Origin of the sequence: Phyllobacterium sp. 1468, from assembly GCF_031455525.1 — a bacterium.
Lineage (GTDB): Bacteria > Pseudomonadota > Alphaproteobacteria > Rhizobiales > Rhizobiaceae > Phyllobacterium.
Genome location: NZ_JAVDSX010000002.1, coordinates 565,920 through 592,418 on the forward strand (window position 1 = coordinate 565,920; position 26,499 = coordinate 592,418).

Genomic DNA, 26,499 nt, shown 5'->3' on the forward strand with positions numbered 1-26,499 from the left:
TTACGAGGATGTTGTGGAAGCTGGTGGCGTTTGCTCGCCGGGCGTTTCATGACGTCCGCTCTGGGCGATCAGAATGGTTCCGAGCATGATGAAGGCGATGCCCGCAATCTTGAACGTTCCAAGTTCCTCCTTGAACACTGCCCAGGCGAACAATGCGACGGCCACATAAGCCAGACTGAGGAACGGATAGGCGAAGGATAGATCGACCTTGGAAAGCACATAAAGATGCGAGGCCATGGAGATAACAAACATCGTCAATCCGGCGAAAACCCAAGGGTTGAAAATGATCTGGATTATTCTCTGGATGATCGTATCTGCGCTGAAGCTGATCGGCCCCAGCGTTATCATGCCGTATTTCAGCATGACTTGCGCCGCCGCATTGGTCATGACGGTGAACAGGATAAATGGAATGTATTTTGTCATGTCAGAACGGCCCTCTCTAGTTCGTCGAGTGCATAGCAAAGCTGCGTTGAAAAGACCCCAAGCACATCGTTAAAATTGGATGCATCAAACGGTTCCACCTGCCAACGCAGTCCGCGCCCAAAAATTGGAGTTGAATGCGGGATCCCGCTCCTTCTCCAGTTCTTGCCATCCCGGGAATCCGGCTTTGAACACTGCGGAACTCATGCGCTGGTCCTTGTAGGGATTGACCCGCCCGTCCGCATCGATCGTCATACTGTCGAGGCGCTCCAGCAGTGCCAATGTGCGCGCTCCGCGATTGGGAAAATCAACCGTCAACGTATAACCCGCCTGCGGAAAAGACATGATCCCGGGTGAAGCGACATTTCCGAAGCGTTTGAGTACCGTCAAGAATGAGCTTTGTCCCGCCTCGCGCGTGGCGGCCAGCATCTGCGGAATTACAATGGAGGCGGCATCTTTCGGAATGACGCTTTGATGCTGATACAGCCCGCTCCTTCCGTAAAGCCGATTCCAATTCGAGACGCGGTCGAGTGGATAGAAGAAGGGCTGGTAGCTGGTGAGATGAGGTTTCCGCTTGCGGCTTTGCAAATGAAAGTATGAGGCATTAAATAATTTAAGGCTCGGATAGTTAAGTGCCGATATGGGAAGTTCGAAAGGCACGCCCACCCTTGATTTTTCCGTTGCAGCCTCAAAATTTCCATTGTCCGCATGATTCCCTGTGAGAAGAAGGCCGCGTCCTGCACGTCTCCCTGAACTCAACTGATCGACCCAGGCAACGGCATATTCATTGTCGTTGTCGGCCTGCTGCGCCAGTTGGAAATATTCAGCAAGGCTTGCAAACGGCTTGACGCACTCGACCACATCAAGCGAATCCACTTTCATCAATCTGATGCTGGCAGAAAGGATGATGCCTGTTAGGCCGAGCCCTCCGATTGTCGCGGCAAACAATTTTGAATTCATCGATGCAGAACAGGTGACGACCGTTCCATCGGACCTCAACAGGTCGAAGTGTTCGACATGGCGGCCAAACGTGCCGCGGCGATGGTGGTTTTTGCCATGCACATCGTTCGCGATCGCACCGCCCAATGTAACAAAACGCGTGCCTGGTGTCACAGGCAGGAAATACCCGTGCGGCGCCGCGAGCGCAATGATATGCGACAGCATCAGGCCAGCTTCGGCGGCGAGCAAACCCGTTTGCGGGTCGAATGAGATAAGCTGGTCGCTCCCTCGCATATCGACCAGCGTGCCACGATCATTGTGACAGCTGTCGCCATAGGATTTGCCATTGCCAAATGGCAGAAACCCATCCCGCTTGGGATCACCACTTTCGAAAATTCGCCGCGCAGCATCGAGCGAGATCGCAGCACGGGGACGACTGTCGACAAGCCCGAAACTGTCATAGCCAGCCATCATGAGCGCATGCCACCATAAAGCAGCAGCGCCGCGCCGATGGCTATAACGATCTGACTGCGCCAATCGGAAATGATGAACACGACAGGGTCGTCATGCATCTCACCGCGATGGGCCAGAATCCAGATGCGGATGTTGAGATAAAGGACGATCGGACAAAGTGGCCAAATCAGCCAAGGATATGAGTAGAGACTAACCACAGCATCGCTATTGACGTAGAGAGCCAGGACGAGAGCAGCGGCAAAGGCTGACGAGACGCCGCATTGCGCCACGACTTCTCGATCGGCCTGTCGGTAACCCCTGCCGGCGATGCGATTCTTCTCGACAAGTGCCGTGTTCTGCAGTTCGACATAGCGTTTGACGAGCGCGAGTGAAAGAAAGAAGAACGACGAAAACGCCAGCAGCCAAAATGAACCCTCGATCTGGCTAGCCGCTGAGCCCGCAAGAATTCGGAGCGTATAGAGGCCTGCCAGCGTCAAGACATCAATCAGCAACATCCGCTTCAGCGATAGCGAATAAGCCGTCGTCGAAATGAGATAGACCAGCAACACGGCGCTAAACACCCAAGGCAGTTGCGTGGCAAGCAGACCGGCAAGGACAAGCAGCGCGACAGCAATTTGCAGACCGAAGGAAATAGAGAATAGGCCGCTGGCAAAAGCTCTATTCCTCTTTCGCGCGTGCTGGCGATCCAACGGAAGATCAAACAGGTCGTTGACGATATAGATCGCCGAAGCGGCGAATGAGAAAGCAAAGAATGCAATGATCGAGTTGGTGAGAATCTGCCAGTTCATGATCTCGTGATCGAGTATCGGCGGAACAAAAATCAGCGTGTTCTTCATCCATTGATGCACGCGTAACATCCTGGCGAAGGTCTTCCAATCGGTCTTCGGCGCTTCAAACAGTTTCGCAGAATGTGTACGCTGCCATTTCTCTGCGGCCCGATCCGGTGCCACAACCACCGCTTCGCTTGCTGCATCGAACACCGGAACGTCCGCTCGGCTGTTCCCCGCGTACGCAAATTTGACGTCGCCGAAAGTGTCGAGCAGAAATTTGGTCTTGTGCACAGACGTCAGGTTGCGCGCTTCATCGGTCGCGTAGACTGCGTCGAAAAAACCCAGATATGCGGCAATACTCTCGGCGAACTTGCGCGCCGCGCCGGTCGCAAGCACTAGCCTTCGGCCCTTGCGGTGCTCCTCTCGAAGGTAAGCGACGAACTCCCCGCGGTAAGGGAGTGTTGCGGGGTCAATCGCGACGCGAAGCGATATCTGATGTTTGAGATGACCTTTTCCCTTTAGAGCCCAAAGGGGCAGACAAAAGAGATACAGCATGTTCTGTTTGAGCAGTTGAAACGTACTTTCCCATAGAAGATCAGTGGCTATAAGCGTGCCGTCGAGATCTACTACGAGGTCAACAGTCTTGCTGTCAGAACGAGCATCCACCACAACATATCCCTGAAATCATGCGCCTATTCGAGCCGGCAAGAATTGCCTATCAGTCGATGACTTATCGGGAAAGTAAAAATGAAAAGTGAAGTTGATTTGGCCGCGCGAAAGTTAACCTGAAAAGTAGTATCAACAGTGAATGAAGCATTAAAAACCGGCCGAAAATTGATTCCCGCCGGTTCGTAAACTCCGTGTGTGATGCTGCATATCGCTAAGCCTACTTGATGGAAACCTTACCGCCCTTGATTTCAACGGTCTCACCGCCTTTCAAGGCTTCGCGGTCACCGTTCGGAAAGGTAACGAAACAACCGCCATTGCAGAACTCGACAGTTTCGCCGGCGCCGACCTGCAATTCGGTTTTGCTCGAGCCCTCGGTAACAACGATAGTCTGAGCGCTGGCCTCATCGTTCCTAACGCTGGCGGCAAATGCTGATCCCGCTGAAACGGCAGACAAAAGAACGGCAACAACAAACTTGTTCATATCTCTACGGTGCTTCCACCGCCTCTGTTACGGAACCCCAACTGGCTCGTTGATAACAGTTATAACGGGATCAAGTTGAACGGCAACTGAACGGCCGGGGGTTTTTCGAGCTGGGCGACCCCGTAACCATCATTGCCCGGTTTTCTGTTGTGGATATGCCCAATGATCCAGACGATTGGATGCAACAATTCACTCACCCGAACCAGTCGGCGGAGCGACATTGCCTGACGTTATGGTTACGATGCGGATGATAATTTGACGGTAGCCTCACTATAATGAAGAATATAATCGGGGCGCGAAGTATTTTTTTAATGAGCAATCCCAACGTCTATATTCCCGTCGTCAACCTTGACCGGTCGCGACACATTCTGTTGATTGGTCCTTGAAGCAAACTACTCGCGAGTCACTCGTTTCGCCATCGAGACAAATGAGATCATGATAATCAAATGCCCCTATTGCGGACCTCGGGATGTCATCGAGTTCACCTATCAAGGCGATGCAACGCGTAAACGTCCAGATCCGGCATCCATCGATCAGGACGCGTGGAATTCCTACGTCTTTGATCGCACCAACCCGAGCGGTCTCCATCGAGAGTTCTGGCTTCATTCTGGAGGTTGCCGCCAGCATCTCCTTGTCACCCGGGATATGGCAACGCATACGATTTCATCGGCGGTATTTGCGCGCGACACTGTAAGTGGTGGCCGTTCATGACAAGTTCGCGGCTATCGAAGGGTGGGCGTATCGACCGCTCCAAATCCATCCGATTCACGTTCGACGGTAAAGCCTATAGCGGACATCCCGGAGACACCCTAGCCTCGGCGCTCCTTGGCAATGGCATTACGCTTTTCGGACGCTCGTTCAAATACCATCGCCCGCGCGGCGTGTTCGCCGCTGGTAGTGATGAGCCTAACGCCCTCGTCACGGTTCTTTCTGGCGATGTACGCGAGCCGAACGTCCGGGCTACGGAACTTGAGATTTTTGACGGTCTGGTCACCCAAAGTCAAAATCGCTTTCCGTCGCTGGAACATGATTTTATGGCCATCAACCAATTGGCTGGGCCCCTGTTCTCGGCGGGATTTTATTACAAGACATTCATGGGACCGGCGATCGGCCCGCTGAGAGGCACACGCTTCTGGATGTTTTGTGAAAAATTCATCCGCCGGGCAGCCGGACTTGGCAAAGCAGGTACGGCCGCCGACCCGGACCGCTATGAGCGCATGAACGCCTTTTGCGACGTCCTTGTCGTCGGGAGTGGTCCTGCCGGCCTGATTGCGGCCGAAGCGGCCGCCGCAACGGGGGCGCGCGTCATCATCGCGGAGGAACGCCCGCTGCCTGGCGGTTCACTGCTTGGCTCCGGTGAAATGATCGATGGACGCAACCCTGCCGTTTGGGCTCGCGAAAAGGCTGACGCTTTGGCGAATCTACCAAATGTCCGGTTTCTGACCAGGACATCCGTTTGGGGCTACTACGACGGCAATGTTCTCACGGCTGTCGAACATGTTTCCGATTACAAGCCGAACCGGACCAAGGGGATGCCACGCCAGCGTCATTGGGTAATCCGCAGCGGCAAGGTGATTTTGGCGACTGGCGCATTCGAGCGGCCGATCGTTTTTCCCGGCAATGATTGTCCAGGTGTCATGCTCGCCGATGCCGTGCGCCGCTATGCGGTCGAATATGGCGTTGCAGCGGGAAACAATGTCACGCTCTTCACCAACAATGACAGCGCCTATGACGCGGCACGAACGCTCTCGATTGCCGGCGTCAACGTGATTGCCATAATCGATGTTCGCTCTGACGTATCGGGCACATGCAGGGATATCGCGAGTGTAGCCGGCGCCGAGCTGTTGCTCGGTCATGCCGTTACAGCGACCCATGCCGGCAAGACGCTGAATTCGATCTCGGTACAGCATTTCAACGCGCAGACCGGCCGCGTCTCAGGCGCGCCTCGCGAAATCAAGACCGATTGTCTTGGTGTTTCGGGTGGATGGTCGCCCGCCATCCACCTTGCAAGTCAGGCAGGTGGCAAGCCTGAATGGGATGAGGATCTTCAAGCGTTCCTGCCGCCGGAGCCAAACCAGAACTGGGTGATGACTGGTTCCGCAGCCGGCTACATGGATACGATCAGCGTCATGTCCGACGCAGCAACCAAGGGTTCCGCCAAGAGCAGGCTCATTCTCCCTCCGGTTGAAGCGCCGATGCTGGACTCCTCTCCTGCACCTGTGTTTGAAATTGAGCCCGCCGTTAAATCCCAGAAAGCCTTCGTCGATTTTCAGCATGACGTCACGGCTGACGATATTCGCCTCGCCTATCGCGAAGGTTTTCACTCTGTCGAGCACCTGAAGCGTTATACCACCTTGGGGATGGCGACCGATCAGGGCAAGACCTCTAATGTTCCCGGCCTTGCGATCATGGCTGACGTGCGCGGCATCTCGATTCCCGATGCGGGCACGACACGGTTCCGTCCGCCATTCACGCCGGTTTCGCTAGGTACTTTGGCTGGCGAACGATACGGAGACTTGCGTCCGCATCGACTGACGCCCATGCATGATTGGCATCTGGCAAACGGTGCGAAGACCTATGAAGCGGGCCTCTGGCATCGCCCCATGATTTATTCCAGCCATGGCGAAACAATCGAACAGGCGTATATACGTGAGGCGCGGGCAGTTCGTGAGAGTGTCGGCATCGTCGATGTTTCAACCCTCGGCAAAATCGACATACAAGGTCCCGATGCGGCGGAATTCCTTGACCGCGTTTACACCAACATGTTTTCCACCCTGCCGGTAGGCAAGGCACGCTATGGTCTGATGCTGCGCGAAGATGGCATTGCCTTCGACGACGGCACAACCTGGCGCCTTGGCGAAACACAGTTCCTGATGACGACGACGACCGCCAACGCCGGCCCTGTCATGCAACATCTGGAATATTATCTCGACTGTATTTGGCCGGAGTTGCGGGTCCACCTGACCTCGGTCACCGACGTATGGGCGGGTTCGGCAATCTCTGGTCCAAAGTCGCGCGCTGTACTTGAGGCCTGCGTGACTGGATCAAAAGTTGATAATGACAGCCTGCCCTTCATGGGTATCGTTCACAGCAAGATCGACGACGTTCCAGTCATGATCTGCCGCCTGTCTTTCTCGGGTGAGCTTGCCTACGAAGTTTATTGCGGCGCCGGATATGGGACACGCGTCTGGGAAGCGCTCCTTGCTGCCGGCAAGCCCTTTGAAATCATCCCGTACGGACTTGAAGCCCTCGGGACGCTGCGTATTGAAAAAGGTCATGTCACCGGTGCCGAAATTGACGGCAGAACCACGGCGCATGACCTGCATCTCGACTGGATGCTGTCGAAGAAGAAGCCATATATCGGCTCCGCCATGATCAATCGTGAAGGGATCAAGGATGAAAACCGCTTGTCGCTCGTGGGTTTGATCTCGCTCGACAATCAATCGATCAATGGTGGCAGCCACATCGTAACCGACCCTAATCCGCGCGAACCCGCCGACAGTTTTGGTCACGTCACAGCGGCCTGTTACTCACCGGCGCTCGGCAAATATATCGCGCTCGCACTGGTCAAGCACGGGACGTCGATGATCGGCAATCGCGCCTTCGCAACGGACCTGCTCCGCGACAAACATTGCGCGGTAGAGATCGTCAGTCATCACATGTTCGATCCAGAAGGAACCCGGATGCATGGCTGAATCTCAATCTCCACTCGGCGCAACTTTCATTCCAGGCGATCACGGCAATTCCGCTGCCGGTGTTGGCGTGACACTGCGCGAGCGAAAAAACCTGTCGATCATTCAGGTCACAGCTTGGCCGGATACGATTCCCATCGTGTTGACCGCAATCGGCAGTGCAACGGGTCTCGTTCTTCAGAATAAGCCGGCGCTCGGCCGCGTTGCAGGCGAAAAATCTGTCTTTGGCTTTGCGCCCGGTCGTTATTTTGTCGTCAGCGCTACACCTGATCTCGAATCAAGGTTGCGCTCCGCCATCTCTCCGGAACTCGGGACGATGGTTGACCTTACCCATGGCCGCACCGTCATTCGGATCAGCGGTCCGCGCTCCGAATGGATCTTATCGAAACTCTTCGCCATCGATTTTTCCGAGCATGCCTTCCCTATCGCCTACGGGCGCGCCACGCTGCATCACGATATTCACGCCAATATACAGCGGATCGATGACGAGACTTTCGATGTTTACGTCTTCCGCACCTTTGCTCGCTCGTTTTGGCAAACGTTAGGACACGCGGCGGGGGAAGTCGGCTACCGCGTGGAATAGCCTATTTGAATGCGAACAGGTCTTCGTCAGGATCGCCCGCCCGGGTTATGAGCCCACGAACGAGTTGTGCCGCGACCATGGAAAACGTGATGCCGTTCCCGCCATATCCGAGGACGGCGAAGCAGCGATTCATTTTTGGGATGGCGCCAATTGTTGGCAAACCCGTTGTGCTCGAGCCAAAGCTTCCAGTCCAGGCGTAGTCCGCTTCAGCCGTAACTTGAGGAAACAACTTCTTGAGCCTTGCGAGGATTGCCTTGGTCTTGGCTGGCAGCTTCGCGTCGCGCTTTTCCTCGTCCTCGAATTCCTCATCCTCTCCACCGACGATGATGCGCCCGTCTTGAGTCGTCCGCATATAGAGATAAGGGTCCGAGGCCTCCCAGATCAGGCACTGTTCGGGCCAAAGTTTTTGCTTCTGGGGCGGTGTCGCCAGTGCCCAGGTAGAAATGATCTGGTGTCCCTTCTGCGGCACTTGCTCGGGTATTTCATAACCCGTTGTGGAAACCAGATATTTGCAGCGTATTTTTCGCCCCTCCATTGTTGCTGCAATTACGTCGCGCGGCCGTGGCTCGACCGACACGATTTCAACCGGCGCAAAAATCCTGGCGCCGCGGGAGATTGCCGCGTTCAGATATCCAAGCGCCAGTTTGCGCGGATCGGCTTCAATATTATCAAAACTCATCAACGCCGCCGGCCGGTCAATATGAAACCTGGCGTTTAGTTCGTCTCGGTTCAAAAGTTTTGTTTCAAAGCCCGCTCGGCGACGGGCCAACAACTCTCGCTGCAGGCCTTTTTCATCGAGAAGATCGCCGGCAAGGTAGAGCGAGTCCCTGTCCTGCATTTCACAGTTTATCCCAAGGTCACGGGTTCTTTCACGCAATGCATCGACCGCAAGCTTTGATCGCCGCCAAGCACGCTCGGCATCGTCGCGACCCATTTGTTGCGCAAGGTGATACAAAGGTGTGTCAATTTCGAATTGCAGCAGCGCGGTGCTCGCGGGCGTCGAACCGGTCACAGGCTTTCGTCTGTCAAAGATGGCAACCGAATACCCGGCTTCACTCAAGCTGTCGGCCATGAGGGCCCCGCTGATGCCGGCGCCAACAATGGCGATATCTATTGTTATATCTTCAACCAGCAGGTTGAACTCAATCCCTGCAGCCCGTCGGCCAAGCCAGATGGGCTGGCCGGTTCGCAAATTCCGATGCTGTGTTGTCATGAAGTGTCCCGGAGACGAGGCATTGATCGAGCCCAACGGCCGAATGCGTTTTTTGGTTCCCTGCGCTACTGGCTCGGCAAAGTACTCTTGGCTGCGACGCCGGCTATGTAAACCTCGGCGATTGTTCGATCATCACCCATGGTTTGCATCAGCATGAGTTCTTCTACCAGTGTTTCGACGGTTTCCATGCGAATGCGCATTGCGGGTGTGGCGCGTGCATTTAGAACGATGCAGTCTGCTTCCGCACCTCTCACGAACGAGCCGATGATGCCCTCCAGCGCGAGAGCCCGCGCGTTGCCGAGGGTTGCCTGGTAAAAGGACCGGAGCGGATGGTAACGCTGGCCCTGGATATTGAGAATTTTATAGCCCTCATCCAGCGTTCGCAGCATGGAGTAGGAAGTGCCGCCGCCAATATCCGTCGCGATCGCGTTGCGAATGTTTGACGCCAGAACGCGCGCCAGATCAAACAATCCGCTGCCTATGAACAAATTTGACGTCGGGCAGAAAACAGCGATCGATCCGCTGTTGGCAATCGTACTTACCTCGGCATCGTTCAAATGGATGCAATGGCCAAGCAGGGTTTTTGGACCCAGCAGGCCATAGTGTTCATACACATTCGTGTAATCCCTGCTCCACGGGAAGAGCTGAGCAACGAAGGCAATCTCTGCAGCGTTCTCGCAAAGATGCGTCTGCACATGCAAATCCGGAAACTCGCGCACCAGCGTGCCGCTCATCTCGAGTTGCTCTGGAGATGAGGTTGGAGCAAAACGTGGCGTGATTGCGTATAGTTGACGCCCTTTGCCATGCCAGTCCGCGATAAGTTCCTTGCTATCGTCGTATCCGGATCGCGGCGTATCGAGTAGACCCGGCGGCGCATTGCGGTCCATCATGACCTTGCCGGCAATCATGCGCATGTTGCGCCGGTGCGCCTCCGTAAAGAAGGAATGCACCGAGGCTTTGTGCACCGAGCAATATGCTGCTGCGGTTGTCGTACCATGGCGGATCAACTCATCGAAAAACGCGGAGCCGATCTTTTCCGGATGGCCTTGATTGGAAAATTTCTGCTCTTCGACGAATGTATATTTGTCGAGCCACTCCATCAACGCACCGGCATAGGAACCGACCACCTGCATCTGCGGATAATGGATGTGACAGTCGATGAAACCCGGCATAATCAGATACGGATGATGGTCGATGACTTCGACGTCACGGCCGTCTCCCGCCCGCAAAGTTGCAAATTCATCCATTGCAACGATCTTGCCGTCGCGAATGAGAAGCCCGCCATCCTCGCGATATGTGAATGTTTCCGCGCTCGTCTCACCGTTCAACGGCTCATCATGGAACGTCAGAATGCGGCCACGCAACAACAATTCTGTCATGGCGTCGCCTTCCCCGCCGCGGCACTGCGATACCACGCGACGATCAGCGCACGCTCACCATCGGTGATATGCGTCAGGTTTCCAGGCGGCATGGCATGGCTCGCTCCGGCCTGAATATAGATCTGGCTCGCATGGGTCGCGATCATTTCATCCGTATCGAGACGAATACCCTTTGGTGGCAGCATGATGCCCTCCCACGATGGCTCCGCTGCATGGCACATCGAACAACGTCCCATTACGGTATCGCGAACCTGTTCGAAGTTCTGCGCAGCGAGGAAAGGTTCAGCAGCGCGGGGCACCTTCTCCTCGCCTGTAAGGACTTTAGGTACCGTCGACAACCAGATGATAATGATGAACAATATGGTACTGGCAAGCCATGTCCAATGCGGATTGCCTCTTCCTGCATGTCTCGAGTTGAAATAATGCCGAATAAGCACGCCGATGATGAATATCAGCGCGGCAATTATCCAGTTGAACTCCGTGGAAGTCGCAAGCGGATAATGGTTCGACAGCATCAGGAAGATGACCGGAAGCGTCAGATAGTTGTTGTGCGTAGAGCGCTGCTTGGCCTGTTTGCCGAGCCTGGGATCCGGTGTTTTGCCAGCGATCAGATCGGCTACGACTTTTTTCTGGTTTGGGATGATCAGCAAGAACACGTTGCCGGTCATGATCGTCGCAGTGAATGCGCCAAGGTGCAACAGTGCGGCGCGTCCAGTAAACAGATGCGTATAACCCCATGCCATGAATACGATCACGCCATAGAGAATGAGCATCAGCAGGGTATCATTGGACTCGAGCGGAGACTTGCAGAGAAGGTCGTAGACCAGCCAGCCGATTGAAATCGACGCGAGCGAGATCAGAATAGCCACGGGCGTCGAAACATCGAGGACATTGCGGTCAATCAGGAATAAATCGGCGCTGCCGTAGTAGACGATGCAGAGCAGCATGAACCCGGACAACCAGGTGAAATAGGATTCCCATTTGAACCAGATAAGGTGCTCCGGCATCTGCGGCGGCGCGATCATGTACTTCTGGATATGGTAGAACCCTCCGCCATGAACCTGCCATTCCTCGCCATTGACACCCTGTGGCAGATTTGCGTGCCTCCGCAATCCAAGATCGAGAGCGACGAAATAGAACGATGAGCCGATCCAGGCGATCGCGGTGATCACATGCAGCCACCGCGCAGCGAAGCTCAGCCATTCCCAGAAGATCAGATAATCCATTGAGGCCCCACGATTTACCGCGCCACAATGGGGCGGTTCGCGGGCCGATGCAACTATTGAGAATCGTGGAAGATAATGCCGAGCGTATGGCGTTTTCCGCTGCGTAGGCGGCTGACGCCGTGCCGCATATTCACGCGATAGTAGCCGCGCGCACCCTTGACAGGACGCTGGCTGACCGGAAAAACCACAGCGTCACCCTGACCTAGCGGCACGATCTCCACTCGGGATTGCATACGCGGCCGCTGTTCCGTCAGGACGAACTCGCCACCAGTGAAATCCTCTCCGGGTTTCGACAGCAGAAACGCCACCTGAAGCGGAAATACGTGCTCGCCATAGATATCCTGGTGCAGGCAATTGTAGTCGCCCTCACCATATTCCAGCAGCAAGGGTGTCGGACGATTCTGCCCGGCAGCGTGGCATCGCTCGATGAACGCCTGATGCTTGTCCGGATAACGGACAGTGATGCCCATGAGTTCGTTCCAGCGATTGGCAATGCCGGCCAAGGGCCGATAGAGCGATTGGCGCAGATCGCTGATGACATCGGGCAAGGGATAGCTGAAATACTTGTACTCGCCCCGACCAAACCCATGCCGCGCCATGACAATGCGTTTGCGAAATTGGTTGTCGTCCGGATAACCTCCGGCTAATCCTTCGCATTGTGCCTTCGATAAAACGGATCTCAAAATGGCGCAGCCGAAATTGTCCAGTTCCGCTTCTATCGTGTCCCATCGAATGGTCGATGTGCTGCTGATTGAGTCAGCCATGGTGACCTCCATTTCGAACTAATCTTCCGCAAAGTGGACAACTTGGAGGTTTCGTTCCACCCGTTTCCTGCAAAACGACATATTTTGCGGCCATTGGTAGCCAAACGCGACGATTTTGAGTGACTCATGCTTTCAGACTTCATAAAGAGAGTCGCAGCGAGGCGTTTTGCGCCCCGACGTAGTGATATTGGATGACATGATGAGCGTTCACGGAAATAGAAAAAAAGGAAAGCGAAGCGCTGCTCCGCTCCTGATTTCTATTTTCTGGCTTGTATCCACGATCAGCGCCGCTCTGGGAACGGTGTATGTGACCGGTGCGGAGACCAATATTGCGGCAAAGGATGCCGGTGCGCCGACGCGTAATGAAACGCGCTTGGCCCACGAAGCCAACAATCAGTCCACTCCCGTGCAGAGCGCAATGCGTGTTGCGGCACTTGAAGCTTTGCACCTGAAGATCAAAAGCGGCCTCGGGTCCGATAGCCGCTCACTGGATGCTTTGGTGCCTGAAGGGCATGCGCTTGTTTTTGCGAACGGGAAAAGCGTCGTTCCGGTTCCGTCCGGAACGAGTCCGGCGCCAGGCCGCAATTCTGTTTTCCACGCCCGCGCTCCGCCTCTGACCGCGGCCTGACATCACCGTTTCCAATCGGAAGCGACGAAAACAATCCGGCGGCCGCCAGGCAAACTCGTAGATCAGTTCTCGGCAGCGCCACCGCACTCCATAACGGAATTTAAGATATGCGTACGTCGAGATGGGTCCTTTGGACCTACATTGCTATTATACTGGCGGGTATCGTCCTCGCCCTTCCCAACGCTTTTACCAAGGCGCAGCTCGAAGCTATGCCAAGCTGGTTCCCCAAGAAGCAGGTCGCCCTGGGCCTCGATCTTCGGGGCGGTTCCTATCTCGTGCTTGAAGTGGATGCGGCAGCACTCAAGAAAGACCGCATTCGCTCAATTCTCGACGACACGCGCGGTCATCTGCGCACGGCAAAAATCCAGCCGCAGTCTGTCCGTGTCGCGGGTGACAGCGTCATCGTAACGTTGGCGGACGCGACACAAAGCGATGCTGCCGTTGCGGCCTTGCGCGATCTTACCACTCAAGTCGCACAAGTCGGGTTTGCCGCACCTGTCAGTGACATCGATATCAACACGAACGGCAACCAGATACGTCTGACGCTGACCGAAGCCGGAATGAAGGACAAGCTGGACAATGCATTGACGCAAAGTCTGGAAATCGTCCGTCGCCGCGTCGATCAGGTCGGCGTTGCCGAACCTTCAATCCAGCGCGTCGGTTCCGATCGTATCGTCGTTCAGCTCCCCGGTTTGCAGGATCCGAGCCAGCTGCGCGCCCTGCTCGGCAGCACGGCCAAGATGACCTTCCACATGGTTGCGGATCGCAATGCCGGCGCCGCGCCGCCTCCTGGCGTATCCATCTTGCCGGATGCGAAAGATCCCGCCATTACCTACCCGGTTGAAGACCGCGTTGCCCTCAGCGGCGAACGCCTGACGGATGCCCGCGCCGCCTTCGATCAGCAAACCAACCAGCCGATCATTTCATTCCGCTTCGATAATGTCGGTGCGCGTCAGTTTGCCGATATCACCAGCCAGAATGTCGGTCGTCCCTTTGCCATCGTACTGGACGGCAAGGTGCTGACAGCTCCTGTCATCCAGGTCCCGATCACCGGCGGCTCCGGCCAGATCACCGGTAATTTCACGGTTCAGGATACCGTCACCACCGCTGCTCTGCTTCGCGCCGGCGCATTGCCGGCACCGCTGACAGTCATCGAAGAACGTACCGTCGGTCCGGACCTTGGTGGCGACGTCATCAAGATGGGCGTTCTTACGGGCCTCATCGGCTTCGCGCTCGTGGTCGGCTTCATATTCGTCCTCTACAGCGGCTGGGGTCTGATCGCGAATCTCGCGCTTGCCCTCAATGTTATTCTTACATTCGGCATTCTGAGCCTGCTCGGCGCGACACTTACCCTCCCCGGCATCGCCGCCATCATCCTCGGTATCGGCTTTGCTGTTGATGCGAACATCCTCATCAACGAACGTATCCGTGAAGAAGCGCGCAAAGGTATCGGTGCGATGGCCGCGGTCGACCGCGGCTTCAAGCTCGCCTATTCGACGATCATCGACTCGCAGGCCACACACCTTATCGCAACGCTACTTCTGTTCCTCTTCGGCACCGGTCCGATCCGTGGCTTCGCCATCACCATGATCATCGGCGCGCTTGTTTCCATGTTTACGGCGGTTACCGTCGTCCGTGTCATGATGACGGCTATCGTCCGCCGCCGGAAGATGAAGACGATCCGTATCGAACACCTCTTCAAGCTCGTACCGGAAAACACCAACATCTCTTTCATGAACGCCCGTTTCTTCGGTATCGGCGTTTCGATCTTCCTGTCTATCGCTTCGGTCATCCTCTTCATCCACCCCGGTCTGAATTACGGTATCGACTTCAAGGGCGGTATCCAGGTGGAAGTTACAACGTCCAAACCTGCGGACCTTGCAACGATGCGTTCGACTCTTGAAGGCCTCGGTCTCGGTGAAGTCGCGCTCCAGCAGGCCGGCGGCGACAACAAGGTGCTCATCCGCGTCCAGCGTCAGGACGGCGGCGAAGAAGCGCAGACCGCGGCCGTTACCAAGGTCAGGGCTTCCGTCCAGCAGCTTGATCCCGGTGTGAAGATCGAGAGTTCCGAAGTCGTCGGACCGAAGGTCAGTCAGGAGCTTGCACGATCGGGTGTCCTTGCCGTTACCCTCGCCAGCCTTGCCATGCTGCTTTATATTTGGTGGCGGTTCGAATGGCACTTCGCCCTTGGTGCAATTGCCACGCTGATCCTCGATACCACGAAAACCGTCGGCTTCTTTGCGCTGATGGGGCTCGATTTCAACCTCACGGCCATTGCCGCTCTGCTGACCATCATCGGTTACTCCGTCAACGACAAGGTCGTGGTCTACGATCGAATGCGTGAGAACCTGCGCATTCATAAGAAGATGCCGCTGCGTCAGATTATCGATCTGAGTATCAACCAGACCTTGGCGCGTTGTATCTATACCTCGCTGACCGTGTTCCTTGCCATGCTTCCCATGGCGATCTGGGGCGGCAAGGCCGTGGAAAACTTTGCTCTGCCAATGCTCTTCGGCGTGGTCATTGCCACGAGTTCGTCACTTTTCATTGCAGCGCCGATTCTCTTGCTGCTCGGAACTTGGTGGGAAAAGAACCATGCTTCGCGCATCGGCTCGGGCGAAAAGCCCGTCATCCAGAGCTGATTGGCTGCCAAGTTAGCGTTCAACGCTAACTATCTGCGGCGCAGGGAAAAAATCACCTTTCCTGCGCCCCAGAGCCGATGAAATCGGTTTGCAAGCCACCGGAGGTACGCAATACTGCTGCGACAGCACCTGTTCGCAGGACCCATCGCTTTTAACCATCGATCATCTTAAGAGGGAGACGCCGACATATGCCTCATGAAACGCCGCTGATTGCGACAATCGTCATAGGTCTGGTTCTGGCCTTTATTTTCGGTGCGATTGCCAATCGTCTGCGTATTCCTCCCCTTGTCGGTTATCTCGTAGCCGGAGTTTTGGCAGGCTCGCATACCCCCGGTTTTGTCGCCGATCAGGAGCTGGCTTCCGAGCTCGCCGAGATCGGCGTCATTCTGCTTATGTTTGGCGTCGGCCTGCATTTTTCCTTGAAAGATCTGCTTTCGGTTCGTGCCATCGCAATTCCCGGCGCCATCGTGCAGATTTTGGTAGCGACTTTGCTTGGCGCCGGCCTTGCCTGGATTCTCGGCTGGAGCATACAGGCGGGTCTTGTCTTCGGCCTCGCGCTCTCGGTGGCAAGTACCGTCGTTCTTCTGCGCGCCATGCAGGAGCGCCGCCTGATCGAGACGGAACGGGGGCGCATCGCGGTCGGCTGGTTGATTGTCGAAGATCTTGCCATGGTTCTTGCCCTTGTCCTGCTGCCAGCTATTGCCGGCGCGATCAACGGCGGCAGCGAAACCGGCGATATGATCCGGGCCGCGAGCGACCCGATCGTCAGATATTTCGAACTAGGCATCGGCGGCGTCATAGCGCTGACACTTGGCAAGGTTGTCGCTTTCGTTGCAGTCATGCTCATCGTGGGACGCAGGGTAATCCCCTGGACCCTGCACGCGATCGCACATACCGGATCGCGCGAGCTTTTCCGCTTGGCTGTGCTGGCGATCGCATTGGGCGTCGCCTTCGGTGCGGCAAAATTGTTCGGTGTATCGCTGGCGCTGGGCGCATTCTTCGCTGGCATGATCATGAGCGAATCCGAACTTAGCCACCGCGCAGCAGAAGAATCCCTGCCGTTGCGCGATGCTTTTGCGGTGCTGTTTTTCGTCTCGGTTGGAATGCTGTTCGATCCGACGACAATCGTCAATGATCCCCTGCCGCTGCTTGCAACGCTCGCAATTATCATCGTTGGCAAGTCGCTCGCGGCATTTTTCATTGTCCGCGCCTTTGGCTATCCAACGGGCACTGCCCTGATCATTTCTGCAAGCCTGGCGCAGATCGGTGAATTCTCTTTCATTCTCGCCGAGCTTGGTGTCGGGTTGGGGATGTTGCCGGAGGAAGGCCGCGATCTCATCCTCGGTGGCGCCATCTTGTCGATACTTGTCAACCCTTTGGTGTTTGCAGGGGTTACATATCTCAAACCAAGGCTCGAAAAGCGCGTGCCAGCGGAAGAACCCTCGACCGAAGATTTGACAGCAGTTGAAACCCCCGATGTGGAAATTCGGCCGACGTCCCTCACCGATCATGCCGTTCTGGTCGGTTATGGCCGTGTCGGCAGTCTTGTTGGTGATGCACTTAAAGAAGCCGGCAAGCCGTTTCTCGTTATCGAGGACGCCGATAAAACTGTAGCGAAACTGCATGAGGATAACATTGAAACGATCGTCGGCAACGCAGCCAATGGCGATATCCTCGCCGCCGCCAATCTTGCCCAGGCCCGTCAACTGATCATCGCCATTCCGAACGCTTTCGAGGCCGGGCAGATCGTGGTCAAGGCCCGGGCCGCAAACCCGGTCATCAGCATTTTGGCGCGGGCTCACTCGGATGCGGAGGTCCAGCATTTGCAGGATCTCGGTGCGGATGCGGTTATCATGGGTGAACGTGAAATAGCGCGCGGAATCGTCGCCCACATCCTTGATCTTGAAGACCCCGAGCCGGAGACATCGAACCGTATAGAAGCAACAAAAGCGGTATAGAGCCAGAATGGGCAAGCGGGAAAAAGCATGAAGTTGAAGGACTACGTATGGCCGGTTGTTGGGCTGGCCGCCGTCGGGATTTCCATATGGCTCCTTTACAAGGAGCTGCGGAGCATCTCGTTGGATGACGTGATCCACAGCCTCTATGCCATTCCTGCCCACCGCTGGATCCTCGCAGGCTTTGCGTCCCTCGTCGCCTACGCCGCCTTGGCCGGCTATGATCGCATCGCGCTGCTACACCTGCGCCGCAGGATTTCCTGGTTGTTCATCGCGCTCTGTTCGTTCACCACCTACGCACTTTCGCACAATATCGGCGCCTCGGTCCTTTCTGGAGCCGTGGTTCGCTATCGTGCCTATTCCTCGCAAGGCATGAGCGGCCCTGAAATTGCGCTGCTCATCGCTTTCTGTTCATTCACTTTCATCTTGGGCGTATTGACGCTGAGCGCAGTGGTTCTTCTCATCGAGCCGCATCTCCTTCAGCGTTTCAACGCGGAATTGCCGCCTTCCCTGAGCTACGGGCTGGGTTTCGGGGCCTTGGCGATCGTCCTGCTCTATGTGTTCGGCAGTTGGCTGCATTTCCGGCCGCTTCGCATCCGGCGCTTCACGCTCGAATATCCACGTTTGCCGGTCGTCGCCCAGCAACTGATTGTCGGACCACTGGAGCTCATCGGTGCCGCCGCCATCATTTATTTTACACTCCCGACAGCAGGCAATCCCGGTTTTCTCATCATTCTCGGGATATTTCTCGTATCATTTTCTGCGGCTCTGATCTCCCATGCGCCCGGCGGCCTCGGCGTATTGGAACTGGTTTTCCTCACTGGTTTGCCCGATATGAATCAGGCCGACGTATTGGCGGCACTGATAATTTTCCGCTTGTTCTACCTGTTGATTCCATTTGCCCTTTCCTTGCTTGTCGTACTTTATTTTGAACGCTCGCAGTTGCTGTTGCGCTGGTACAAGAAGGACAGCGATACCTGACGCGTAATTTTACGATAACCGCAATTCGCGCAGGGAATATTTTCCATTTCTGACCGAGTTTAGTGCGCTGTTCCTTCATGGATCAGTGCAACCACCCTATTTTGAGGCCACATTACGAGTTCTTCCCCAGGCAATGGCACAAAAGGAGTGGTGGCGCATGACAACATTGATCATTCCGGGATATCGCGGGTCCGAAAAAGGCCACTGGCAACAGCAATGGTTGCTGGAGGATGAAACGGCGCGTCTTGTCGAACAGGACGATTGGAACAATCCGGTCCTATGTCAATGGCTTCATGTTCTCGAAGCGACACTTGCCGAAACACCTGGTGCTGTCCTTGTCGCGCATAGCCTCGGCTGTGTTCTCGTTACGCATCTCGCCAGCCGTCCATCGGCAGCGCACATCGCTGGTGCGGTTCTGGTTGCGCCAGCCGACGCGGAACGTATGGCCGTTCAGGATTCCAAATTTCGCAGTTTTGCACCCCTGCCACGTCACAAGCTCGGCTTTCCCTCGATCGTGGTTGCCAGCCGCAACGATCCTTATATGTCGTTCAACAAAGCTGAAGCCCTGGCCAATGTCTGGGGCGCGGGCTTTGTCGACATGAAAAATGCAGGACACATCAATATTGAAAGCGGCTTCGGCTCATGGCCGGAAGCGCACATTCTGGCGGATTCACTGCGCAGACCGCAGCAGGATTTTCGCGTTCAACGAGCAGCGTAATTTAGTTCATGAACCGATAAATCCGGTAGAGATGGCGCCTGAAATGGCATGGGCGATGGCGGTGATCTCTCCCGGTGCGAGAGAGAAAAGCATTTTGTTGGATCTAGCCTCTTTATCGGATCCTCGCAGACCCCAAGAGAGGATTGCCTCTACAGCACCTGACACCCTCTCTTCGAGGCCTTTAGCAAGAGCCTAGATGCCGGTGATCTCTCCTCTTGCGGGGAGAAAGTTACTCGGTCCTCACCAAAATCCGCGATGCTGCCAGCACCAGAGGAAATCCTCCTCGGTCCAGTTGCGGTTTTTCTTGGCCGCAGCTTCTTCGCGATCACGCTGCTTGGAATCGCTGGTATCGCGGTCGAGAGTTTCAGCTGCAAAAACGTCCCGCCACAGGCGTTCCGCCCGGTTAAATATGCCTGATACTTCACTGTACATCGCGACCTCCATCAAACAATCCGGTTGCAGAGTGCAGTTGCCTTTAGGTCAACCGATACCCCAATGATGACGGCTTGAAATCATTTGTCAATAATCTCTACCTGTTTAATCGTGTATCGGATTCATTGCTTCCGCACCGCCGTCTACGCCAAATTCTTAATGAATTAATATTTTTCAGCGCCTTACACACCATTTTTAAGACATTTCTCGGCCGTAAAAAAACTTATTTTTTAACATTTTTACACTAGAAATTGTAGTGCGAGGGACTATGACTGCATCGCACCGGTAGTCAGGCAAAGAAGAAATGATATCGCAAAAGGCCAAATATGCTCTGCGGGCGCTTGTCGTTCTGGCCAGGGCAAACGCCGAGAAATCCCTCTTCATCTCGGATATCGCAGAAGAACAGAATATCCCGAAGAAGTTTCTCGAACAGATACTGCTCGATCTGAAGCACCAGGGTATCGTGATGAGTCGTCGCGGCAAGATGGGCGGGTATCTGCTGCTGAAGCCGGCAGAAGAAATTACATTCGGCGAGGTGCTACGTCTCATTGATGGTCCGATTGCCCCTCTGCCCTGCCTGAGCAAGATCGCCTATCGCCGCTGCGAGGATTGCCAGGACGAAGCGACATGCGAGATACGCCACGTCTTCAATGAAGTCGCCAATGTCACCCGTGCGGTCCTGGACAAGACGACGATCGCCGATTGCCTCGTTTACGGCGGCGATGCCAAGGTCGCTGAACTGCTCGACAGCTAAGGGCTTCAGGCTGGAGCCTTTCATGCCCGGATGGAAGGCTCTGTCACGTAAACACCGCCCTGCCGATCACGGGCGTAGACGGTACGGCAACGTCGCGAGGCTCAAGCAGGCCCGCATGAAAAGCTGCATGGCCCGCGTCAACTGCTTTGGCAAAGGCCCCGGCCATTGCCACTGGATCGCCGGCCTTCGCCACCGCCGTGTTCAGCAGGATGGCATCAAACCCAAGTTCCATGACCGTCGCAGCATGAGATGGCCGCCCGAGACCCGCGTCGATGATCATCGGCACATCGGGGAAATTGCCCCGCAATGAACGCAGTGCGTGCAAATTGAGCGGTCCCAGAGCCGAGCCGATCGGCGCGCACCATGGCATCAGAACCTCGCAACCCGCTTCCAGCAGCCGCTCGGCGACGATCAGATCGTCTGTCGTGTAGGGAAACACCTTGAAGCCGTCATCGGACAATATCCGGGCAGTCTCGACCAGCGCAAAGACATCCGGCTGCAACGTATCGTGATTGCCAATGACTTCAAGCTTGATCCAGTCGGTCGCAAAAACATCCCTTGCCATCTGCGCCGTCAGCACAGCTTCTTTCACCGTATGACATCCCGCCGTATTCGGCAGTACATGTGTTCCAAGCGACCGGATAAGCGACCAGAACTTGTCACCGGATTTGCCGCCCGCCATTTCGCGCCGCAGCGAGACGGTCACGATTTCCGTGCCGGATGCCTTGATTGCATCCATGAGGATGGCGGGCGAAGGATACTGCGCTGTTCCGAGCAAAACTCGTGAGGAAAGTTTGGTATTATAAAGTTGCAGCATGGCTAGAGCCTTTCATGCTTGGATGGAAACAGTTCTGTTTCCTGGATGGCGAGACAATCCACGCGGAAGGTGGCGAGGTCGATGTCTTTCCATCGTCCGAGGCCGCCTGACAAATCGGGTCTCCGCCAGCCGGAAACCCAGCCGTTGGTTTGCTTTGCAAACCATAAGCTTTCAAAACCGCTGGTCGAATTATCGGCATTTCGAGCGAAATGCGGTTCGACCAGTGGGCCAGGTGAATTTGGCCCAATTCCTTCGGGCTTCGGCTTCCTCCGATGGGTAAACATCGGCCTCGCCAAATCCCTTGACCTTGAACCAAATTCCCTCCGGCAGAACGCTTCCATCCAAGCATGGAAGGCCCTAGCCTCCTTGACGTGGAGTAAGTATTTCGATCCGGTCGCCCTCGTTCAAAAGGCAAGCTTGACGTTCCAGTGACCGCACGAGTTCCCCGTTTAATGCCGTCGCCAGCCATTCACCTTCGAACTCCAGTTCGGCAAGCAGAGCATCGAGCGATTGCGCCACAACATCATGCGGTTCTCCGTTGACGAACAGTTTCATCAGTGTGCTCTCCTTTCATTCGAAACCATGTCCGCCACCAGCATGGCCATCGCCGGGGCAAGCAAGAAACCGTGTCGGTAAAGCCCGTTGATGCTGATGGTGTTACCCTCGCGGACGACACGGGGCAGATTGTCCGGATAGGCGGGACGAATGCCCACCCCGGTTTCGACAATCTCGGCCTCGCCGAAGGCGGGGTGCAGGCTATAAGCCGCGTTTAGCAATTCCATCATCGAGCGCACGGTGATTGGACCGACCGAGTCGCTTTCAAGCATTGTTGCGCCCACCATGAACGTATGATCCGCCCTCGGCACGACATAGATTGGAAAGCGCGGATGAACGAGCCTGACGGGACGTGACAAGGAGATATCAGCGGTCCGCAGGACCAGCATTTCACCGCGCACGCCGCGTATGGTTTGATCGTCGCGGGAATAGCCGGTGCACTGAACGGTCCAATCAAAACCAGCTGTCGCGGTTCGCACCGGATCAGTTTCAAATACTACCCCAGCTTCCGCCAATTTCGCCGCAAGACGGATCAACACGCGTCGGGGGTCAAGATGCGCTTCCCCCTCAAAGAACAATCCCTTGCGGAAGCGCCCGGCAAGGTCCGGCTCCAGCGTTGTAATCGCGTCATCGTCAGCCCATTCAAAGCCAGATGTTCGCGAGCCGAAGCGTTCAAGCTCCCTGACGTCGCGGATTGGCGCCAAGACCAGCGTACCATTGCAGGTCACCGAGCCGGGTAGCGCCGCTTCCCACCAGTCTGCGGCACCAAGCCCGAGCTCAAGAACCACCTGTTCAGCGCTTTCCCGCTCGCAGTAGGGTGCTAGCATTCCCCCCGCAAACCAGGATGCCGCCGCGGGGCTGGCCGGTTGCGGATCGAGCACCGTCACACGGGCGCCGCGCGACATCAATTCATGGGCGACCGACAACCCGGCCACGCCGGCACCCTTTACGAGAACGTTCATTCTGTCAGGCGCCTGTGTTCAACGGCATATATAGGTCGCCGCCGTCGCGAAATTTCTTCGCCATGGCCGCCATGCCTTCCTTTTGCGCCTCGGCACGGATGTCGTGCGAGATGCGCATGGAACAGAACTTCGGCCCGCACATCGAGCAGAAATGCGCCACCTTATGCGCTTCCTTGGGCAATGTTTCATCGTGGTAGAGACGCGCCGTTTCCGGGTCGAGCGACAGGTTGAACTGGTCCTCCCAGCGAAACTCGAAACGCGCCCGTGACAACGCGTCATCACGCAGTTGAGCCGCGGGATGTCCCTTGGCAAGGTCAGCAGCGTGAGCGGCAATCTTGTAGGTGATCACGCCGACTTTAACATCGTCGCGGTTCGGCAGGCCCAGATGCTCTTTCGGCGTCACATAGCAAAGCATCGCCGTCCCGAACCAGCCGATCATCGCTGCGCCGATGCCGGACGTGATGTGATCATAGCCCGGCGCAATATCCGTCGTCAGCGGTCCGAGCGTATAGAACGGAGCCTCGCCGCAAACTGCGAGCTGCTTGTCCATGTTTTCCTTGATCTTGTGCATCGGCACGTGACCGGGGCCCTCGATCATCACCTGGCAATCCTTTGCCCACGCAATCTGCGTGAGTTCGCCAAGCGTTTCGAGTTCGGCAAACTGCGCCGCATCATTGGCATCGGCGATTGAGCCGGGCCGCAAACCATCCCCCAGTGAAAAGCTGACATCATAGGCGCGGCAGATATCGCAGATTTCCTCGAAATGCTCATAGAGGAAGCTTTCGCGATGGTGGTGCAGGCACCACTTGGCCATGATCGAACCGCCGCGCGAGACAATGCCCGTGACGCGGTTCACGGTCAGCGGAATGTAGTGCAATCGCACGCCGGCATGGATCGTGAAATAATCCACACCCTGCTCCGCCTGTTCTATCAGCGTGTCGCGATAAACCTCCCATGTGAGATTCTCCGCAATGCCATCGACCTTTTCCAGTGCCTGATAGAGCGGCACCGTACCAATCGGCACCGGTGAATTCCGGATAATCCACTCGCGTATATTGTGAATGTTGCGCCCGGTGGAAAGATCCATCACCGTGTCCGCGCCCCAGCGCGCGGCCCAGACCATCTTTTCCACTTCCTCGGCCATGGAGGACGTCACTGCGGAATTGCCGATATTGGCGTTGATCTTGACCAGGAAGTTGCGCCCGATGATCATCGGCTCAAGCTCGGGATGATTGATATTGGCAGGAATGATCGCGCGGCCCCGCGCTATCTCTTCGCGGACGAAGTCCGGTGTCACGTGATCGGGGATTGATGCACCGAACGATTCGCCGTCGCGCACCCCACCATTCCTTGCATTCTCCCGGCCCAGATTTTCGCGAATCGCGACATATTCCATTTCTCGCGTGACGATACCTGCCCGTGCATAAGCAAGCTGGGTAACGGCCTTGCCGTCTTTGGCCTTCAATGGATTGTGGCGGATGGGAAATTCCGGCGTCAGCCGTTCGCCCGTGGCGAAGCCATTATCCGCCGGGATAACGCTGCGCCCTTCATAGCGATGGACATCATTCTGCGCGGCGAGCCAGCGTTCGCGAACGCGCGGGATGCCTTTGGCGATATCGATAACTGCCGTCGGATCGCTATACGGACCTGAGGAATCATAAACCGCAACGTTGGGCTCACCGGCAGTCGGGTGAACGGCGATTTCGCGCATGGGCACGCGGATGTCAGGATGGAAACGCCCGGTTTTGTAAATCTTGCTCGACGCAGGCAGTGGACCTGTCGAAACGCTCGGCGTGTTTGAAATAGTTGGATTAAAAACGGTCATCATCAGGTTCCTTTGCCCGCTCATGACCCCAAAAAGCGCTTCCTTTTCGGATAAGGATCACGAGCCATTAAAAGTGTTGCTGCGCCCCTTATGCGTCCATTCAAGTGGACGCACGGCGCAGCAAGTGCGTGGAAACCCAGTTCTGTGCCGGAAGGATGAAAGGAGTTCGCGAGTCTGAATAGAGACCGAGTGCCAAGACACTCCACGCGAAGACTTTTGCACCGTCCCTACGCCAGTATGAACTGGATCAGGTTCAACGGGTCACTGCGCTGCAAAGCCAGCAGTATCTCAGCCCCTTGTCGGGACTCCCCTGGTGAATGTGTTTATGTGACCCGCTGTTGACGCAGTTGTCAAGCAGGTCCATCTCCAGACAAACGAAAACCCGCTACGGTCTGGACCATGCGGGTTCTGTCGCGTCTAATTATAACCGGATGACCGGTCACAAAAATTAACGGTTGTTGTAATCGCTGCCATTGTTGCCGGCTGGGCGGGCAACGCGTTCCTTTTTCTTCGGACCTGGCAACAGGCCTTCGCGCTGAGCCTGCTTGCGTGCAGCCTTGCGGGCACGGCTAACGGCTTCTGCTTTTTCACGGACACGACGCTCGGATGGCTTTTCGAAAGCCTGGCGCGCCTTCATTTCGCGGAAGAGACCTTCCCGCTGCATCTTCTTCTTCAGGACCCGAAGGGCCTGTTCAACATTGTTATCACGGACGAGAACTTGCAATCGTTTTCCTTACCCATGCTTGTCTCGCCTTGCGGAAGGAAATGAGCCACAATCAGACAAGCGTTTGAAGAATTGCCACTACGGCAATCCGGAGAAGCGCGGACTTTATGCATTTCCGCGCCAAAAATCCAGTGCGCTCAAGCAATTTACTTGAGTATTCCTGCTACGACGCCAACTATTCTGGTCACTAGGCAGGGATAATTTTTGTGCCGTGTCTATTTCAGTCGGCTTCAGGCTGACTATCCAGAACCCAACCAAAATAGATTCCAAGGGCTTTCAAGATTCCTGCCATGAAGCGCCGAAAATGGCGGTTTTCGAACACCGGAGTGGAGAAAGCCGCCAATTGCAGGTTGTCAGAGCATGAACATCGACAGCTCTAGATCGCGGCAGTGATAATGATCTCGACCTTGTATTCTGGCGTTGCAAGCTTGGCTTCGCCCGTTGCGCGTGCCGGTGTGTTTGCCGGATCGACCCACGCATCCCACGCCGCATTCATCTCGCCGAAATCCTTCATGTCATCGAGCCAGATGATGGCTTGCAACAGCTTGGATTTGTCGGTGCCGGCTTCCTTGAGCAAGCGGTCAATCGAAGCCAGGACATCCTTGGTCTGCTCCGTCACGCTCTTGCCTGGGCTGCCGACCTGGCCAGCGAGATAGACCGTGTTGCCGTGGATTACGACCTGGCTCATGCGTGGACCAACTTCAATACGGCGAATGCTCATGGAAATCTCCTCTAATGATGTGCTGGCAACTTAATGCCTGCCTTGCGTGCATGAAAAAGGGCCGATGCGGCCCCGTTTTCAAAGGATGGTAGCGTGGTTTGCAGATCAAGCCTTAGACCCGCTGATTGAGCACTACGATTATTTTAATATCACAGCGCTTTGATTTTGAATTATT

The 26,499-nt window shown here is 55.7% G+C and carries 24 protein-coding genes and 1 riboswitch; of the genes, 9 read left to right on the plus strand and 15 right to left on the minus strand.

Annotated elements, in window-relative coordinates; all coding sequences use genetic code 11:
• From J2X72_RS08170 to J2X72_RS08185, 4 genes are all read right to left on the minus strand, one after another.
• The gene (locus J2X72_RS08170) at positions 1 to 423 is read right to left on the minus strand and encodes a transporter (protein ID WP_310070554.1); all 423 of its coding nucleotides are present in this window, start codon (positions 421 to 423) and stop codon (positions 1 to 3) included.
• A gap of 84 nt (positions 424 to 507) precedes the next feature.
• Positions 508 to 1,833 (minus strand): FAD-binding oxidoreductase, encoded by a 1,326-nt coding sequence (locus J2X72_RS08175; RefSeq protein ID WP_310070557.1) that lies wholly within the window; start codon positions 1,831 to 1,833, stop codon positions 508 to 510.
• Entirely contained in the window at positions 1,830 to 3,269 is a 1,440-nt protein-coding gene (locus J2X72_RS08180; RefSeq protein ID WP_310070559.1) for a UbiA family prenyltransferase, read from the minus strand. The genes J2X72_RS08175 and J2X72_RS08180 overlap by 4 nt, the downstream gene beginning before the upstream one ends.
• A 220-nt stretch (positions 3,270 to 3,489) precedes the next feature.
• Positions 3,490 to 3,753, minus strand: coding sequence for a hypothetical protein (locus J2X72_RS08185; RefSeq protein WP_210000705.1), 264 nt, complete (start codon positions 3,751 to 3,753; stop codon positions 3,490 to 3,492).
• Between the two features lie 435 nt (positions 3,754 to 4,188).
• On the opposite strand from J2X72_RS08185, the gene J2X72_RS08190 reads away from it, so the two are divergent.
• The 3 genes from J2X72_RS08190 to J2X72_RS08200 are packed head-to-tail and all read left to right on the plus strand — an operon-like array spanning position 4,189 to position 8,028.
• Positions 4,189 to 4,464: a sarcosine oxidase subunit delta gene (locus J2X72_RS08190; RefSeq protein WP_210000697.1), complete on the plus strand. Its 276-nt coding sequence runs from the start codon at positions 4,189 to 4,191 to the stop codon at positions 4,462 to 4,464.
• Positions 4,461 to 7,448 (plus strand): sarcosine oxidase subunit alpha family protein, encoded by a 2,988-nt coding sequence (locus J2X72_RS08195; RefSeq protein WP_310070564.1) that lies wholly within the window; start codon positions 4,461 to 4,463, stop codon positions 7,446 to 7,448. Before J2X72_RS08190 ends, J2X72_RS08195 begins: the two co-directional genes overlap by 4 nt.
• Positions 7,441 to 8,028, plus strand: a complete 588-nt coding sequence (locus tag J2X72_RS08200) for a sarcosine oxidase subunit gamma family protein (RefSeq protein ID WP_310070567.1) — start codon at positions 7,441 to 7,443, stop codon at positions 8,026 to 8,028. The genes J2X72_RS08195 and J2X72_RS08200 overlap by 8 nt, the downstream gene beginning before the upstream one ends.
• 1 nt (position 8,029) lies before the next feature.
• On the opposite strand, the gene J2X72_RS08205 is transcribed toward J2X72_RS08200, so the two are convergent.
• From J2X72_RS08205 to J2X72_RS08220, 4 genes are all read right to left on the minus strand, one after another.
• Positions 8,030 to 9,241: an FAD-dependent oxidoreductase gene (locus J2X72_RS08205; protein ID WP_310070570.1), complete on the minus strand. Its 1,212-nt coding sequence runs from the start codon at positions 9,239 to 9,241 to the stop codon at positions 8,030 to 8,032.
• A 65-nt stretch (positions 9,242 to 9,306) separates the two neighbouring features.
• Positions 9,307 to 10,620: a guanine deaminase gene (gene guaD, locus J2X72_RS08210; RefSeq protein WP_310070573.1), complete on the minus strand. Its 1,314-nt coding sequence runs from the start codon at positions 10,618 to 10,620 to the stop codon at positions 9,307 to 9,309.
• Positions 10,617 to 11,846, minus strand: a complete 1,230-nt coding sequence (locus J2X72_RS08215) for a urate hydroxylase PuuD (protein ID WP_310070575.1) — start codon at positions 11,844 to 11,846, stop codon at positions 10,617 to 10,619. The genes guaD and J2X72_RS08215 overlap by 4 nt, the downstream gene beginning before the upstream one ends.
• 53 nt (positions 11,847 to 11,899) lie before the next feature.
• Positions 11,900 to 12,610 (minus strand): 2OG-Fe(II) oxygenase, encoded by a 711-nt coding sequence (locus J2X72_RS08220; protein ID WP_310070578.1) that lies wholly within the window; start codon positions 12,608 to 12,610, stop codon positions 11,900 to 11,902.
• Positions 12,611 to 12,809: 199 nt separating this feature from the next.
• On the opposite strand from J2X72_RS08220, the gene J2X72_RS08225 reads away from it, so the two are divergent.
• The 5 genes from J2X72_RS08225 (at position 12,810) to J2X72_RS08245 (ending at position 19,534) form a co-directional block, all read left to right on the plus strand.
• Positions 12,810 to 13,238: a hypothetical protein gene (locus J2X72_RS08225; protein WP_310070581.1), complete on the plus strand. Its 429-nt coding sequence runs from the start codon at positions 12,810 to 12,812 to the stop codon at positions 13,236 to 13,238.
• Positions 13,239 to 13,345: 107 nt separating this feature from the next.
• A complete protein-coding gene (gene secD / locus J2X72_RS08230) occupies positions 13,346 to 15,880 on the plus strand; it encodes a protein translocase subunit SecD (RefSeq protein WP_310070585.1) in 2,535 nt (844 codons plus the stop codon).
• 188 nt (positions 15,881 to 16,068) lie between these two features.
• On the plus strand, positions 16,069 to 17,838 hold the full coding sequence (ybaL, locus tag J2X72_RS08235; RefSeq protein WP_310070587.1) for a YbaL family putative K(+) efflux transporter: 1,770 nt from the start codon (positions 16,069 to 16,071) through the stop codon (positions 17,836 to 17,838).
• A gap of 27 nt (positions 17,839 to 17,865) precedes the next feature.
• Entirely contained in the window at positions 17,866 to 18,816 is a 951-nt protein-coding gene (locus J2X72_RS08240) for a lysylphosphatidylglycerol synthase domain-containing protein (RefSeq protein WP_310070589.1), read from the plus strand.
• A gap of 67 nt (positions 18,817 to 18,883) precedes the next feature.
• A complete protein-coding gene (locus J2X72_RS08245; protein ID WP_310071046.1) occupies positions 18,884 to 19,534 on the plus strand; it encodes an alpha/beta hydrolase in 651 nt (216 codons plus the stop codon).
• Positions 19,535 to 19,774: 240 nt separating this feature from the next.
• On the opposite strand, the gene J2X72_RS08250 is transcribed toward J2X72_RS08245, so the two are convergent.
• Positions 19,775 to 19,966 (minus strand): hypothetical protein, encoded by a 192-nt coding sequence (locus J2X72_RS08250; RefSeq protein ID WP_210000656.1) that lies wholly within the window; start codon positions 19,964 to 19,966, stop codon positions 19,775 to 19,777.
• Between the two features lie 304 nt (positions 19,967 to 20,270).
• On the opposite strand from J2X72_RS08250, the gene J2X72_RS08255 reads away from it, so the two are divergent.
• A complete protein-coding gene (locus J2X72_RS08255; RefSeq protein ID WP_310070593.1) occupies positions 20,271 to 20,720 on the plus strand; it encodes an Rrf2 family transcriptional regulator in 450 nt (149 codons plus the stop codon).
• A 43-nt stretch (positions 20,721 to 20,763) separates the two neighbouring features.
• On the opposite strand, the gene J2X72_RS08260 is transcribed toward J2X72_RS08255, so the two are convergent.
• From J2X72_RS08260 to J2X72_RS08285, 6 genes are all read right to left on the minus strand, one after another.
• A complete protein-coding gene (locus J2X72_RS08260; protein WP_210000638.1) occupies positions 20,764 to 21,537 on the minus strand; it encodes a thiazole synthase in 774 nt (257 codons plus the stop codon).
• Between the two features lie 357 nt (positions 21,538 to 21,894).
• A complete protein-coding gene (gene thiS, locus J2X72_RS08265) occupies positions 21,895 to 22,092 on the minus strand; it encodes a sulfur carrier protein ThiS (RefSeq protein ID WP_310070598.1) in 198 nt (65 codons plus the stop codon).
• On the minus strand, positions 22,092 to 23,054 hold the full coding sequence (thiO, locus tag J2X72_RS08270) for a glycine oxidase ThiO (RefSeq protein WP_310070600.1): 963 nt from the start codon (positions 23,052 to 23,054) through the stop codon (positions 22,092 to 22,094). The genes thiS and thiO overlap by 1 nt, the downstream gene beginning before the upstream one ends.
• Before the next feature lie 4 nt (positions 23,055 to 23,058).
• On the minus strand, positions 23,059 to 24,879 hold the full coding sequence (thiC, locus tag J2X72_RS08275) for a phosphomethylpyrimidine synthase ThiC (RefSeq protein WP_310070602.1): 1,821 nt from the start codon (positions 24,877 to 24,879) through the stop codon (positions 23,059 to 23,061).
• A 206-nt stretch (positions 24,880 to 25,085) separates the two neighbouring features.
• A riboswitch (TPP riboswitch) is annotated at positions 25,086 to 25,201 on the minus strand.
• A 126-nt stretch (positions 25,202 to 25,327) separates the two neighbouring features.
• Complete coding sequence (gene rpsU / locus J2X72_RS08280) at positions 25,328 to 25,603, minus strand: 30S ribosomal protein S21 (protein WP_112528763.1); 276 nt, start codon at positions 25,601 to 25,603, stop codon at positions 25,328 to 25,330.
• Positions 25,604 to 25,979: 376 nt separating this feature from the next.
• The gene (locus J2X72_RS08285) at positions 25,980 to 26,324 is read right to left on the minus strand and encodes a RidA family protein (RefSeq protein WP_112528765.1); all 345 of its coding nucleotides are present in this window, start codon (positions 26,322 to 26,324) and stop codon (positions 25,980 to 25,982) included.
• Positions 26,325 to 26,499 lie beyond the last annotated feature (175 nt).